Consider the following 14,393-nt stretch of genomic DNA (forward strand, 5'->3'; position numbering starts at 1 on the left):
TGTAGTCGTAATTTCCAGAATTGCTATAAAACCTCAAAACTTTACAAAAAAATAAAAAAAGGGGTTACACCCCTCATACAAAATAGTGTATATTTTGATATGTAGATGCACCCTGATGATCGGGAGGGTCACGACAGTGACTCTCCTTTTCTTTGTTATTTGTGGTTGGTAATTAGTGATTTAGTGATCAGCAACACCTGGCAAGCCCGTTGCCTCAATCACCCTTGAGCTTTTTGCCCAAAATTTGGTTAGTCAGCTTAGGATCAGCTCGTCCGCTAGTTTTTTTCATCACCTGTCCCACAAAGAAACCTTGCAGCTTGGTCTTACCATTGCGATACTGTTCGAGTTCCTTAGGATTGGCAGCCAGTACCTCATCAATAATGGTTGAGAGTTCATTTGGGTCAGAGATCTTAATCAAACCCTTACGTTCCACTAGTTCCCTAGCAGAACCCCCTTTAGAGAGTAATTCTGGCAAAATCTCCTTGGCAATCTTACCACTAATGGTGTCATTATCAATCAGGTTGATCAGTTCTGCCAGAGTCTCGGGTTTGAGAGCAATCTCTGTAATAGCCAGTTTTTCAGTCTTAAGATAAGCAGCAATATCTCCCATTACCCAGTTTGCAGCTTGTTTGGGATTAGCATTAGCAGCAACAGTTGTTTCAAAATACTCTGCCACTTGACGATCATCCGTCAACACCCGGGCATCATAGGCAGAAAGTCCCAGTTCACTTTCATAACGATGCCGCTTCTGGGCAGGAAGTTCCGCTAGCTGACTGCGCCATTGCTCTAATTGTTCCGTTGACACTTCAATCGGTGGTAAGTCAGGTTCAGGAAAATAGCGGTAATCGCTGGATCCTTCCTTAGTCCGCATACTAATGGTGCGTTGACTACCCTCTTCCCAAAGGCGAGTTTCTTGAATAATCGATTTTCCAGCTTCCACAGCTGCGATTTGCCGGTCAATTTCGTACTCAATCGCCTTCTGGATAGCATTGAAGGAGTTCATATTTTTGATTTCAACTTTGGTGCCAAACTCCTTCTGGCCTACAGGACGTACAGATATATTGACATCACAACGCAGGGACCCTTCTTGCATGTTGCCATCACTGACACCGATGTAGCGTACAATCCGACGCAGCTCTTGAGCGTATTCTGCTGCCTCTTGACCAGAGCGCAGATCCGGTTCTGATACTATTTCAATCAGGGGTACCCCAGCACGGTTGAAATCTACTAGGGAGTAGGTAGAACCAGCCAGTCGGTCACTACCAGCATGAACCAGTTTCCCGGCATCTTCCTCCATGTGTAGGCGAGTGATGCCAATGGTTTTACGGATAGGATTACCGTCATCATCGGACACTTCAATTTCCAGTGAGCCATGCTCAGCAATGGGCAAGTCGTATTGGGAAATCTGGTAGTTTTTGGGTAGGTCAGGATAAAAATACTGTTTCCGGTCAAATTTGCTGTAGGGAGCAATCTGGCAATTGAGTGCTAAACCCGCTTTGACAGCATACTCTAGTACCTTTTGATTCAGAACCGGTAACACTCCTGGCATCCCCATACAAATTGGGTCAATATTGGTATTAGGGGTAGCACCAAATTTTGTGGAAGAGTTAGAAAAAATCTTGGTTTCGGTACTAAGCTGACAATGGGTTTCTAAACCAATGATTGCTTCGTATTGAGTTTTAGCTGGTGCAGCAGTAGTCATTGGATGTTATAATTAAGGGTTAAGATTATTGATGGAACTTAGGGCATTTTTTGTCCACTATTCCCAATAATGTACACTATTTAATTAGCTACAGCGTCAATTATTGCAATTACTGGCAGGAGTTGAGTTGACAGTTTGTATGTAACTTTTTGTCTTTTAGGATTGGAAGTTGTTCGACATTTTTACATACCATTATTATAGCAAATGTGTCTTACGCTATAATTTCGGAAGTGTACTGTTAAAGGGATTTTTTTTACTAAATACTTACGTTTAATGCCTAGGCTAGCTGATGAAAATTAGAGACTGTTTATAAAGTAAATCTTAAGAGGATATCTGAAAAGTTTTTTGATACTGAATTTTGCCCCCCTAGGGCCTGTTTTAAAACTCGGAGATCCCCCTAAATCCCCCTTAAAAAAGGGGGACTTTGAGTATGGCTCCCCCCTTTTTTAAGGGGGGCTGGGGGGGATCATAATCTTGCGGAAAACTTTGAAAACACGCTCTAGCCCCCCAACTTTGGGGGAAGAGTCAATTTGCTTCTAAAAGTCCCCCAAAATTGATACCGTTGGCGAAATTAATATTTGTTTACACAAGAGTAGCAGATGGGTAACTTTAAGTTCATGCTCCCCCAGAATTGGGGGTTGGGGGGCTATAAAGACTGCTGTCTTCAGGCTGATATTACTAAATGTTTTTTTCGCCAGCAGTATCAAAATTGGGGGACCAACGGGGGCTTGGATGTAGCAAATAATACTTCTCAGACAACCTCTAAGACAGCTGAATATTGGTCGGTTAAGGCGGACAGCTCTGTTAACAGGTGAGCTTTTCTCTTGGTGCGCGTTCACCCTTGTCGGGAAACCAGACCCGGCTCGCACCGCAATCAGCTCATAATCTTTCCCTTTTGTGATCAGGAGTCTGCATGTATCACAGAACTATCATAATGTCCAGATCACCCGGTCGTTTTTTTAGTCAGCCATTTTAGATTAATGTGACTAAAGATTCGACAGGTGCGCTTGCCGTTGGCGAATTTAATTCTTAATGGTAAGAGCGCACCTAAGAAAACAAAGGTTTTTCATCACCTAGGCGATGGACTTAGTCCATCGCCTTTCATCAAGCAATTATCCAGTGCTCTTATTACTTCAAATCAGGGGTAAGCATGACTAATCGACAAATTCCACTAACAGAAGACTACACTCGTCCTTGGGCTCTTATGCGTCTACTGCCTAAATGCCAAAGGTATACAGTTGCTAGGTTCTTTAATCGTCAGGATGCTGATAACCATCTCCGATTTTTGGATCGGTATATGCCAGAAGCAAAGTTTGAAGTACTTTTCGATCTGCCTGTCAATAAGGATAGTAATCAGCTACTCTAACAGGTTAACAATCATTGACACTCCCCGCTCGTGCATAGACGGGGATTGTTGGATCAACATCCATGATGCCAGCCTCTTACGGTTTCTTCAGACCTTGCCCTAACCCTTAACATTAAATTCGACAAAGTATTAGGTAGCTATTAATGAGATTGCAAAAATCCTGAAATTCTCTCCACTGCTCTTTCCAAAACGTCTGGTTCGTGTACTAAGGCAAAACGCACATAGCCTTCACCAGCCTTGCCAAAACCAGCTCCTGGAGAAGCAGCAACCCCAGTGGCTTCTACCAAGCTAGTACAAAATTTTACTGAGTTCCCTGCCCAAGGGTCTGGCAATTTTGCCCAGACATACATAGTGGCTGGTGGCACTGGCACTGACCAACCAATGCGGTTTAAAGCATGGACAAAGGCATCCCGCCGCTGTTGATAGGTGGTGACTACAGGTTTAACAATGTCTTGAGAACCATTCAACGCTGCGATCGCACCATTGAGAATCCCCCTGTATTGGTTAAAGTCAATTGCCGCTTTCACCTGCCGCAACCCTCGAATCAATTGAGCATTACCGATAGCATAGCCAATCCGGAAGCCTCCCATATTGTAAGACTTGGAAAAGCTAAAAAACTCAATCGATACAGTTTTATCGGGGTCTGCTTGCAAAACCGAGGGAGCAACAGAGGTGGGATTGAGGCTTTCTGGGATTTTCCCGATCTGCTCCCCATTGCCTCTGGTATCTTCAAAAACAATATCAACGTAGGGAAAATCGTGAACTAATACCAGGTTATGGCACTTACAAAACGCCACTGCTTCCTCAAAAAAAGACAAGGATGCGATCGCAGTAGTGGGATTATGGGGATAACTCAACACCATCATCCGTGCTTGAGCTAGCACTGCCTGAGGGATATCCTCAAATACAGGCAAAAAATTGTTTTCTGCCAATAGGGGCATGGGATAAATCTGACCACTGGCTAGGTGGACACCACCGGCATGGGAAGGATAGCCTGGGTCTTGTAGCAGAGCAAAATCCCCTGGATTAAGCACAGCTAAAGGTAAATGAGCTGTGCCTTCCTGAGAACCAATCAGTTGTAGCACCTCAGTTTCTGGGTCAACCGGAATACCAAATCGTTTAGTATACCAGCTAGCTGCTGCCTGACGAAAAGCTTTAGTACCATGAAACAGCAAGTAACCGTGAGTGCTGGGCTCATACAACGAGGCTTCAATCGCAGCACACACATGCTTGGGAGCTGGTAAATCGGAAGACCCTAATGATAGGTCAATGATTTCTTTCCCAGCAGCTGCCAACGCTTTGGCCTGATCCATATCGGCAAATACATTTGCTTGCAGGGGTTGTAAACGTTGGGCAAACTGCATTGTAATCTTAGTCTTTTTCTTTTGTCTATTCTTTTCGAGCCTTTCCCATCGGTTGCGCTGGCATTGCTCCCATTGCCCCTTACTGTCCTAATTTAAATTCTCATCCAGCATAGTTTTCAATTGAGCTTTGGTAATTGCTCCCTCATGGGATTTGGCCAGCTCACCATTTTTAAACAGTCTTAGAGCAGGGACACCCTCTACCTTGCACTTGGCAACGGCATCTTGATGTTGGTCTACTTCCATCTTAATGACTTTTAAGCGATCGCTATAATTTTTAGCAACCCAGTCCACTGATGGCGATACTAAGCGGCATGGTCCACACCAAGTTGCCCAGAAGTATACCAGTACTGGCTGCTGGGCTTTTAAAACTTCAATTTCAAAATCTTTATCTTCGATTGTAATCACATTACTCACAACGGTATCCCCTCAAAAGACTAGATTAGACTGCATTCACACAATCTCTATATTAAGTGCTTGAACTTCCCCCCAGCTCAAGCATGGGGGATTATAAACAATTGTTACGAGATGGGCGTCGAGCCGCATCTGGACACGTTGAGTATAGAATATTTTACTATGACTGAAAACATCATACCGTTTGCACCAGATCAAAACTCCCTTGTCAAGGAAGTTTAAATCAAGCCGTCGGAGTTCTCAGCCTTTATGCTTTATCGGCTTTCATAAAATCGAAATTTATACAATTGCATAAAAATTTGCACAAAAAAACGGGTTAACCCGCTATACAATTGGTCAACCCGTGAGCTTGGGAACGCCTAAATGGACTACTTTTGTAGAACCAACTTAACGTTGGCATTGTTTAGGCCACGCTGCTTGACTTCTGCCAAGGTCTTGTTAACGGCATACTTCTGGTTGATGGAGTTGATCAACTCGGTTTGGTTGTGCTTCTTAGCTACACCCCAAAGGTCAGCAATCAGGTCAAAGGTGCCATCACTGTTGCGAGACCAACCTAGATCATATTCACCTTCGAGAACGGCAACCAAGTCAGCGCGAACCCGCTGACCATTGTAGCCGCGAACATCAGCTTCTGTCTTAACAGTGATTCCCAGGTCACACAGGGAAGTTTTCAGGATTTCGGCATCGGAGATTTTAGTGCGCAGAGTGCTAAAGTGAGACATGTGGATTTCCTCCAGAAAAGGTATCAGAGAAACGACAACGTAGCGTTTTACTTTTATGGCTAGCCGCCCTCAACAATAATTACAAGCGGCTACTTATCAAACTGCTAGCAATTTTTTGCTAGCCTTTACTCCTGTTGGGAGCAGGAGAAAGCCTGTTAGAACTCCATACGCTGATATTCAGCTACGGAGGATGCAGCAGGTCGCGCGCGTTGCCTAGCCCAGTCCCTCAGGGCTGCAACCTGCTCTGTCATCGTGCGCGATAGAGGTTGAGTTGATTTAATCGCGGCAATAATATCCAGTTGAGTAAACTCCCGGTCTTGAGCAAATGCCTCATACATCGCTGCCACCATGGCTTGCTCAATCTCAGCCCCTGAAAAACCATCAGAAACTTTAGCTAACTGTTCAATATCAAAGCGGTCAATATCTCCACGCCGCTTTTTCAGGTGAATTTCAAATATTTGCTGGCGTTCTTGGGTGTTGGGTAAATCAACAAAAAATATCTCATCAAAACGACCTTTGCGTAGGAATTCTCCTGGTAGGCGCTCCACTCGGTTTGCTGTCGCCATCACAAAGACTGGTGAGGTTTTTTCTTGCATCCAGGTCAGGAAAGAACCAAAGATTCGACTTGAAGTACCCCCATCAGAGTCAGAAGAACCGCTGCTACCAGCAAACGACTTATCAAGCTCATCTATGAAGAGAATAGCTGGAGAGATTGATTCTGCCGTCTTCAAAGCATTGCGCAGGTTGGCTTCCGAGCGCCCTACCATCGAGCCATCGTATACCCGCCCCATATCCAGGCGCAATAGTGGCAGACCCCATAAACGAGACGTAGTTTTGGCAATCAGAGATTTACCACAGCCAGGAACCCCTAGAATCAACATTCCCTTCGGTTGAGGCAAACCATATTCTCTCGCCCTCTCTGTAAAGGCATTAGAGCGCTGCTTCAGCCAACGCTTCAGTTCCTCTAACCCTCCTATAGAATCGAGGGTTTCATCTTCTTCGATATACTCTAGGATACCGTTGCGGCGGATGATCTGCTTCTTCTCGGATAGAACAATATCGACTTCAGCTTCAGTAAGACGACCAGCTTTAACGTAGGCTTTGCGATAAACTTTCTCTGCTTCATCCCGGGTCAAGCCTAATGCTGCTTTGAGCAGCTTTTCCCTAGTTTCTGTAGTCGTCCGACGAGTTTTACTCTGATCCAGTTGGTGGGATAGGACTTGGTTAAGTTCCTTAAGGTTTGGTAGGGGAAAGTCAAGGACAACCACTTCCTTTTCCAACTCAATAGGAATCTGCTGCACCGGGGACATTACGATGATAGACTTTTTAAGAGACTTCTTAGCTTCCTCCCTAAAGCTTGCCATCGCATCCCGCAACCATCGGGTAGTTGCTGGTGCATCTATAAAGGGATGTAAATCCTTAAAGATGTATATACCAGGTTCTTTTTGTTGAATTACCCACTGAACTGCTGCCTCAGGAGAGACCGTATTGTGCTGAGTGGTGTGGCGTGATTGACCATACTCAACAATCCCGTGAGTGACGGTCCAAACGAAGACTCGTTGCTGTTGAGACTTCTTTTGAGCAATCATTGCTATTGCCCTCTCTGCCCGCTCCTCCTCGGGAGTCACGAGGTAGATTAGGGGATATTGAGCTTGAATGAGAACGTTTATCTCTTCTTGCATAACTCTACCTAATATTAGAGACGGCTTACAACTGCCCAAACATCTTCAACTGAACCACTGAGCTAACTAAGTCGGCTCTGGGAGTAGACTAATTTGTCTACCTTAACTTTGGCTACCTTAACAAGGAACCAATTCCTCTTCTCCGTGAGAATCGGTAATGGAGCATACTTTAGCTGTTACCTTTTCTACTGGGAGTTCTTCCGATATCACACCAGGTTGGTTTTTCAGAGCAACTAATTTTCCCTCTGAGATAACCAAGTCACTAGAACACTCAGGACAGGGGTATACTTTATGGGTTTGTCCATATTGGTCTACCTCTTCAACCACATCTTGGTGTTCTATGTAGAATACAATCGCCCTCTCAACCATAGCTGACATTGATTCAGAATCAACAGCCGCTTTAATTTTGAGCCGGCGGTGCAATCCTGGTGGAAGATAAAGAGTAACTTTTTGCTTGTCTTGCATATATTTTTTATATCGTTGTACCCGGGTATGTATTTAACCTTATCGGCTTCCTCTCTAGCTGTCAAGACATTTAGCTGGTATGACAGCTAAATTGTTACATTACTTAATAATATGACGGAAGGAAGATGGTTATCTAATGGATAAGGAATAGCATAAGGCGCGCCTGTAGTTAGCAGGAGGCAGCGCCGACCTGCGGGGGGTTTCCCCCGGAGACGAAACCTGATTACGTTGAGCCTTTATAGTTGATAGGCTATGCAGATGCATGGTTAAAACTTATTGATTAGCGTGATTTGCGCCTTCATGCGGGGGTTTCCCCCACTCGCGCTTTCCATGGCTGACAAGGCGAGCCTGTCTTACGGTAACTTCTAACCACTCGCGCTTTGCATGGCTGACAGGTGTGGACCCTTGCTTGGGCACACAGAACCCAAACCATCAGCAACTGCATCCACAGGCGCGCACCTTGAGGTGCGACCCTAGGGCGCGAGGGATTGCTCGCGCCCTAGAAGGCGCGCACTAAGAGCGAATTTAATTCGACGACTGTAAGCGCACCTAACAAAAGTGTTATGGGTAGGTTTTTTGCTAAGGATGGAAAGGATGCTTTTATTACAGGTAATGAAGCGGAGTAATGACGCGGTAATGATATAATTATGAATTATATAGCCACAATATAAACGCGCTTAAGCTAATTAATAACAGCTAAAAGTATCATAAATAACGATTAAGGACTAACGACTAAGGCATTACTTTCAATCCTCCACGACATATCAGTTGTCCAGTGGTCAGGGTAAGTTCTTGAAGCTCCACCTCTGGTCCTAAATTTATTACAAACCCATCTAAACTAAGAGGGGGGGCATCAGGGTCTATCTGAACTTGCAAGGGGTTCAGTTCCAGTTGGTTGGGGGTAGCTAGTTGGATACCAGCACGAATTACTATCAGCTTGGTACCAACATCATGATTAGTATAAATGCCTCTTAATGTCAGCTGTCCTATATTGATATTAATCTTTTCCCAGCGTATTTGTGGCTGTTTTGGGTCGTTACCGGGTTGAATGATATCATCTGATTTAAGGAATGTATATAATAACTCCGTCAAAGCGTTAGATAACAAGGGTGCTTCAAGAGATGATTGCAGGTCTGGTTCTAGGAGTAATAGCTGACCCACTACGGGAACTGGTTCTAAAAGACGTACGGGTTTACGCTTAATTATCTGACCCAGGTTGAGTCTAATATTACTGCCTTCGAGCTGAATTTGGCTTAGATGCAGTCCTTGATAAACTGCTTGGTTGGCAGCAAGGGCAACCTGAGGAATGTAACCAGTCAGGATTTGGCGATCGCATCCCACAATGTTTAGTTGCAATGTAGCAACTTCCTCTACTTGCGATCGCAGCCACAGCCGTAGCGCTGGGGAAATAACTTTGCTGATAATCTGGCTTGGCTTTTGCTTCGAGCTTTTCGGAGTTTTAACCAAAAGAACACCTTCTTGTACTATTTGTACATAGTATTTTGAAGTCGTTGTCTAATGGAAATCAACTCCTGGGCACACTATAAGCATAAGGCAAACTAAATTCAGCATCACCATAGTCCAGAAGACAAAGCTCAAGCCAAATGTTGGGTCATGGAGGAAAGAGTACAAAAAATTCTTTCACAGTGGGGTATTGCGTCACGGCGTCGAGCCGAGAAGATGATAGCCGCAGGACAAGTGCGCCTAAATGGTACGACTGTACATTTGGGGCAGAAAGCTGATCCAGAAACAGATGTAATCGAAGTGGATGGCAAACCGATAAACCCCTATCACCGACCTCAATCTATCTACCTTTTACTGAACAAGCCTGCTGGAGTAGTTTCCACTTGCCGAGATTCCCAGAATCGTCCGACAGTAATTGACTTATTACCGGATAAACTAACCAAGGGTCAGGGGATTCATCCTGTAGGAAGGCTGGATGCGGATTCTACAGGTGCATTACTACTGACCAATGATGGTGAGCTAACATTTCGCCTGACCCATCCTAGTCATCACATACCTAAGACGTATCAGGTTTGGGTACGGGGTAATCCCCCAGAATCGGTACTGCAAACTTGGCGTGAAGGTGTTAATCTGCTGGGTAAAAAAACGTTACCCGCTAAAGTCCGTGTACTTAAGCGTAAGGGTCAATCCACACTTTTGGAGGTAGTCTTAACGGAAGGTAGAAACCGACAGATCCGTCGTGTTGCTCAACTGCTAAGCTATCCAGTGATTCATCTACATCGTACTGCTATTGGCCCGATTAAATTAAATCTACCAGGAGAGCCAATTCTTCCTTGTGGTGACTACCGTGCCTTGAATGATGTAGAAGTGAGTTTTCTTACCAGTAAATCCACCATTGTTCAGTAAAAATGCCAGCAGATGTCGAGGAGTACCGTGTATGAATGAAAACAAAGTCCCGTTGCAGCAACAACAACAGAAGAAGCTGGAAGAAATGGGTTCATACCTGTGTCAGTTACGCACTCAACAGTGTAAAACCATCCAGGAAATTGCCGCTTGCACCCGAATTAATGCACGATTTTTGAGGGCAATAGAGCAAGGCAAGCTAGACCAATTACCAGAACCTGTGTATGTTCAAGGGTTTATCAAGCACTTTGGGGATGCACTAGGCTTAAATGGAGACGAGTTTGCCAAGGCTTTTCCCACTGGGGTAACTGTAAAAAGGTCAAAACTTTCCTGGGGTAACAGTAGGGTTCCTCAACTGCGACCGTTTCATCTTTATTTGTTCTACATTTGCTTGGTTATTGGTTCAGTGAGTGGCTTATCTGTCCTAATCAACCCTTATAAGCCACAAATAACTGATAAGGAACCAAACTCGTCTCCAGCTCAATCATTACCGACACCCGGTAATTTAGATCAAACTAACTCGCAAACGCAGTTAGCCTTAACCAAGATACCGTCGGGTCCAAATAAGCCAGTTCAGGTGGATATCACTCTCAAAGGTAGATCTTGGCTTCTGATCGTGGCAGATGGCAAGAAAAAATATGAAGGCATCCTAGAAGAAGGAGCGCACCAGACTTGGGTTGCTAACGAAAAACTATTTGTTAAAGCTGGCGATGCTGGGAATGTAATCGTTGAGTTCAATAACCAACAGGCAAAGCAGATGGGGGCTCCTGGTGCAGTACAAGCATTAACTTTTGCTGCTAAACCTAGACCCTCTCTTCAGTAGTCAAGCTTTCTATGGGAAAAGCATTAAATTCATCAATCTTAAACATTAAAAAAGCAGATAATTGGGGGCAACAACCTATAAATGTTACTAAAAAAATAACAACTTACTTATAGCATTTAAGATTCCAAATAGATGCATGAAAACCAATGCTGATTTACCATAAAACGCTCACAAGTGTAGGCTCTATTTCCTAATGTCACCTGTTACCTTGGTTAATCAATTAAATTTGAAGATATCAAAGTCAAATGCTATAGCAACGACTTAACTTATATAAAGTCCAGTTAATCCCTTGTATAGAATAGAATTGTTTAGGATTGTGAGTTTAAGATTGTTAACTAATAATTAACATTTTTGTCAAAATATAAACAACCAATAATGAACTTAATAGGATTAATTGTTAAAACTATTCCAATACAATATAACTAGGCTTGGTAGTCATAACTGGGAGCACGATCGTAAGTGTGAGTGAGGATTTTGAGGCGATTAGCCAATTCTTCACTCAACGCATTCGGTGGATAGCGCCATTGCCAGTTACCTTCCACGGTACTGGGAAAGTTCATTCGAGCATCTGTGTCCAGACCTAAAATATCTTGCACAGGAATAATCGCTTGGTTGGCAATACTACTGAGCGCTAATCGGATTAAATCCCAATGGATGCCTTCTTGGCTGACTGATCCGGAGTAATTCATTATAATCTGCTTATCTTCACCAGAGAGTTTTTTAAACCAACCCACTGTTGTGTCATTATCATGGGTACCGGTGTAAACCACACAGTTGTGGACATAGTTAAAGGGTAAGTAAGGGTTACTTGATCCCCCACTAAAGGCAAACTGTAAAATTCTCATACCAGGAAACTGGAAGCGTGAGCGTAATGCTTCTACTTCTGGAGTGATTATCCCTAAATCTTCGGCAATAATTGGCAAATTGCCCAACTTGTCTTGGAGTACTTCAAAAAATTCTTTTCCTGGTGCCTTAACCCATTCTCCAGTGATGGCAGTTGTTTCTCCTTGCTTGACTTGCCAGTAGGCCTCAAATCCCCGGAAATGGTCAATCCGCACAATGTCTACATACTCCAAGATAGTTTGGAAGCGTTGTATCCACCATTGGAAGTTATCTGCCTGTAACTGTTCCCAGTTGTAAACTGGATTACCCCACAACTGACCTGTGGCACTGAAATAGTCCGGAGGCACCCCAGCCATGAGTGTGGGTTCGCCAGTTTCGTGATCAATGGCAAAGATTTCCCGATGAGCCCAGACATCAGCACTATCGTGAGCCACATAAATTGGAATATCACCAATAATCTGGATCTGGTGATGATTGGCGTACTGTTTGAGAGCTGACCACTGGCAGAAAAACTCAAACTGTAGGTATTTGTAGAAATAAATTTCATGCTGCAATTTCTGCCGCCAATACTCAACTGCTTTGGGTTGAGCCATAGCAATGTCTCGTTCCCAAGTATGCCAGCTACTCTGGTCAAACGCATCATGAACAGCCATAAATAAAGCATAGTCTTCCAACCAGCTGGCTTTTGCTTGACAAAATTCTGTAAATTTCTGGTGCTGTTGGGGTGAGGCGTTGGCACGGAAGCGATCGCAAGCTTGGTAAAACAGGGGCATCTTGGTTTGAATTACCTGATCATAATCCACTGAGTCAAGGGGAAACTCTGGTAGATTGGCAAAGTCTTCATCCAACAGCCGTCCCTGCTTTTGCAATTGTTCTGGACTAATGAGTAGGGGATTGCCTGCCATGGCTGAGTAAGAGCCATAGGGAGAGTTACCATACCCAATCGGACCAAGGGGCAAGATTTGCCAGTATTGCTGGGCGCTTTCTGCCAAAAAGTCAATGAATTGATAAGCCTGTAAACCTAAGTCACCAATACCAAAGGGACTGGGTAGGGATGTCGGATGGAGCAAAAGACCACTAGATCTCGGAAAAGGCATAAAAAAGCAATCAACAATAATAGTAAGTAAGCCTTACCAAAAAAATTTGGGTTTAAAGCCCCGTCCTTTTAGGACGGCTTTAAGCTATAATTTATGGTAGCGGTAAAGCGCATATATAAAAAGCGTAGTCGGTCTAGCGGACAGCTTCTGATCCGGAACCCTGGTAGCAAAAATCCGCGCATCTTGTACAAATTTGGAAGCTGTAATAAGAGAATGTGAACTACCCCAACCTACTACGTAGAGGTTGGGGCTTCCAGTTTCACGGAAGAACGCCTTAGCTTAGACGGACGTCCTCGCTTTGGTCTTACTTCTTCTCCACTGGCGTTGACCTCCCCCGTCCCAGAGGAGGATAGCATTCTGATACCTTCTGCTCTAATATTCTTGGCCGCATTACCGTCTCTATCGTGATGAGTGCCACAACTTGGACAAATCCAAGATCTTACATCTAGTGGCAACTCTTTGATTCGGTAATGACAATTAGAGCAGGTTTTAGAGCTGGGAAACCACCGATCTATCTCGACCAGTAGTTTTCCTTCTTTTACACATTTATAAGAGAGGAAATTTACAAAAGTTCCCCAACTCAGATCAGAGATTGCTTTAGCTAATTTATGGTTACGAACCATGCCCTTGACATTTAGGTTTTCAACTACCACTACCTGGTTCTGGTCTACGATTTTCCTAGATAGTTTATGAAGGTAGTCTTGGCGGACATTTCCAATACGTTCATATACCTTAGCTACAATCTTTCTAGCTTTCCTTCGCCCACTACTTCCTTTTTTCTTGCGGGCAGCAATACGTTGTTTCCTAGTTAGCTTCTTTTCGTATTTAGCTAAATGTTTAGGATTTCCAAATTTAGAAGTCTTTTCGCCATCGTAGGTGATCGCAAAATCCTTGATACCCAAATCAATACCAATTACTTTCCCTTCCTTAGATAGTTTCACATCTGTTGATTCGTATTCCATCAAAACAGAAGCGTAATACTTACCAGAAGGGTCTCTGCTTACTGTTACAGTTCTGATATCCCCGTCTAGTGGCCGATGAATTCTTGCTTTGACAGTTCCTAGTTTTCCAGGGAACTTAAGGCAGTTACCCACTTGTTTGACATTTTGAGGGTACTGAATTGATTGGCGATGATGATATGACTTGAATCTAGGATATTTTGCTCTGCCTTCAAAAAAATTCTGATATGCACGACTAAGGTTGAGACTTACAGATTGTAATACCTGGGAGTAACAGTCCTTTAGCCATTCAGTCTCTTGTTGTTTTTTGAGTTTTGGCAGCATGGAATTGAGCGCAGATTGTTTTAGTCCTTTTCCAGTTGCCTTGTAAGTTTCTATGCACTGATTTAGTCCATAGTTCCACCACCAGCGAGCGCATCCAAAATGCTGAGCTAATATTTGAACTTGCTCTTGTGTGGGATAAATTCTTACTTTGATGGCTTTATGTCTCACTGCACTCAAGCTTATTATCGACCCATATTACTATTATACAGATTTCGCAGTAAGGCGTCAACCTTTGTAGTAAAATTCCTGAGTCGCTATCCATCCTAAA

At 43.8% G+C, this 14,393-nt stretch carries 12 protein-coding genes; 3 read left to right on the plus strand and 9 right to left on the minus strand.

Features of this window, described 5'->3' with window-relative positions; translation table 11 throughout:
* Window positions 1–214: 214 nt before the first annotated feature.
* Window positions 215–1,702: an Asp-tRNA(Asn)/Glu-tRNA(Gln) amidotransferase subunit GatB gene (gatB, locus tag BJP34_RS25815; protein ID WP_070394811.1), complete on the minus strand. Its 1,488-nt coding sequence runs from the start codon at window positions 1,700–1,702 to the stop codon at window positions 215–217.
* A 1,150-nt stretch (window positions 1,703–2,852) separates the two neighbouring features.
* On the opposite strand from gatB, the gene BJP34_RS25825 reads away from it, so the two are divergent.
* Window positions 2,853–3,068 carry a hypothetical protein gene (locus tag BJP34_RS25825; protein ID WP_070394813.1) on the plus strand — a complete coding sequence of 72 codons (216 nt, stop codon included), beginning with the start codon at window positions 2,853–2,855 and terminating at the stop codon, window positions 3,066–3,068.
* Between the two features lie 140 nt (window positions 3,069–3,208).
* Here BJP34_RS25825 and BJP34_RS25830 read toward each other — a convergent pair whose 3' ends face one another.
* The 6 genes from BJP34_RS25830 to BJP34_RS25855 form a co-directional block, all read right to left on the minus strand.
* Window positions 3,209–4,432 carry an LL-diaminopimelate aminotransferase gene (locus BJP34_RS25830; RefSeq protein WP_070394814.1) on the minus strand — a complete coding sequence of 408 codons (1,224 nt, stop codon included), beginning with the start codon at window positions 4,430–4,432 and terminating at the stop codon, window positions 3,209–3,211.
* Between the two features lie 87 nt (window positions 4,433–4,519).
* Window positions 4,520–4,846, minus strand: coding sequence for a thioredoxin family protein (locus BJP34_RS25835; protein ID WP_070394815.1), 327 nt, complete (start codon window positions 4,844–4,846; stop codon window positions 4,520–4,522).
* 365 nt (window positions 4,847–5,211) lie between these two features.
* On the minus strand, window positions 5,212–5,565 hold the full coding sequence (locus tag BJP34_RS25840) for a DUF1257 domain-containing protein (protein WP_070394816.1): 354 nt from the start codon (window positions 5,563–5,565) through the stop codon (window positions 5,212–5,214).
* A 155-nt stretch (window positions 5,566–5,720) separates the two neighbouring features.
* Complete coding sequence (locus BJP34_RS25845; protein ID WP_070394817.1) at window positions 5,721–7,247, minus strand: AAA family ATPase; 1,527 nt, start codon at window positions 7,245–7,247, stop codon at window positions 5,721–5,723.
* A 117-nt stretch (window positions 7,248–7,364) separates the two neighbouring features.
* The gene (locus BJP34_RS25850; RefSeq protein WP_070394818.1) at window positions 7,365–7,712 is read right to left on the minus strand and encodes a hypothetical protein; all 348 of its coding nucleotides are present in this window, start codon (window positions 7,710–7,712) and stop codon (window positions 7,365–7,367) included.
* A 732-nt stretch (window positions 7,713–8,444) separates the two neighbouring features.
* Entirely contained in the window at window positions 8,445–9,179 is a 735-nt protein-coding gene (locus tag BJP34_RS25855; RefSeq protein ID WP_070394819.1) for a DUF2993 domain-containing protein, read from the minus strand.
* A gap of 147 nt (window positions 9,180–9,326) precedes the next feature.
* Here BJP34_RS25855 and BJP34_RS25860 point away from each other — a divergent pair, with 147 nt between their 5' ends.
* Complete coding sequence (locus BJP34_RS25860; RefSeq protein WP_070394820.1) at window positions 9,327–10,082, plus strand: pseudouridine synthase; 756 nt, start codon at window positions 9,327–9,329, stop codon at window positions 10,080–10,082.
* A gap of 31 nt (window positions 10,083–10,113) precedes the next feature.
* Window positions 10,114–10,902 carry a helix-turn-helix domain-containing protein gene (locus BJP34_RS25865; RefSeq protein ID WP_070394821.1) on the plus strand — a complete coding sequence of 263 codons (789 nt, stop codon included), beginning with the start codon at window positions 10,114–10,116 and terminating at the stop codon, window positions 10,900–10,902.
* Window positions 10,903–11,324: 422 nt separating this feature from the next.
* On the opposite strand, the gene malQ is transcribed toward BJP34_RS25865, so the two are convergent.
* Window positions 11,325–12,842, minus strand: coding sequence for a 4-alpha-glucanotransferase (gene malQ, locus BJP34_RS25870; protein ID WP_070394822.1), 1,518 nt, complete (start codon window positions 12,840–12,842; stop codon window positions 11,325–11,327).
* A 233-nt stretch (window positions 12,843–13,075) separates the two neighbouring features.
* Window positions 13,076–14,293 carry an RNA-guided endonuclease InsQ/TnpB family protein gene (locus tag BJP34_RS25875; RefSeq protein ID WP_070394823.1) on the minus strand — a complete coding sequence of 406 codons (1,218 nt, stop codon included), beginning with the start codon at window positions 14,291–14,293 and terminating at the stop codon, window positions 13,076–13,078.
* Window positions 14,294–14,393: the final 100 nt, after the last annotated feature.

The organism is Moorena producens PAL-8-15-08-1, from assembly GCF_001767235.1.
Lineage (GTDB): Bacteria > Cyanobacteriota > Cyanobacteriia > Cyanobacteriales > Coleofasciculaceae > Moorena > Moorena producens_A.

Coding starts and splice junctions, on each gene's coding strand:
- BJP34_RS25865 (WP_070394821.1), top strand. CDS start 10,114: ATGAATGAAAACAAAGTCCCGTTGCAGCAACAACAACAGAAGAAGCTG.
- malQ (WP_070394822.1), bottom strand. CDS start 12,842: ATGCCTTTTCCGAGATCTAGTGGTCTTTTGCTCCATCCGACATCCCTA.
- BJP34_RS25845 (WP_070394817.1), bottom strand. CDS start 7,247: ATGCAAGAAGAGATAAACGTTCTCATTCAAGCTCAATATCCCCTAATC.
- BJP34_RS25850 (WP_070394818.1), bottom strand. CDS start 7,712: ATGCAAGACAAGCAAAAAGTTACTCTTTATCTTCCACCAGGATTGCAC.
- BJP34_RS25860 (WP_070394820.1), top strand. CDS start 9,327: ATGGAGGAAAGAGTACAAAAAATTCTTTCACAGTGGGGTATTGCGTCA.
- BJP34_RS25840 (WP_070394816.1), bottom strand. CDS start 5,565: ATGTCTCACTTTAGCACTCTGCGCACTAAAATCTCCGATGCCGAAATC.
- BJP34_RS25830 (WP_070394814.1), bottom strand. CDS start 4,432: ATGCAGTTTGCCCAACGTTTACAACCCCTGCAAGCAAATGTATTTGCC.
- BJP34_RS25825 (WP_070394813.1), top strand. CDS start 2,853: ATGACTAATCGACAAATTCCACTAACAGAAGACTACACTCGTCCTTGG.
- gatB (WP_070394811.1), bottom strand. CDS start 1,702: ATGACTACTGCTGCACCAGCTAAAACTCAATACGAAGCAATCATTGGT.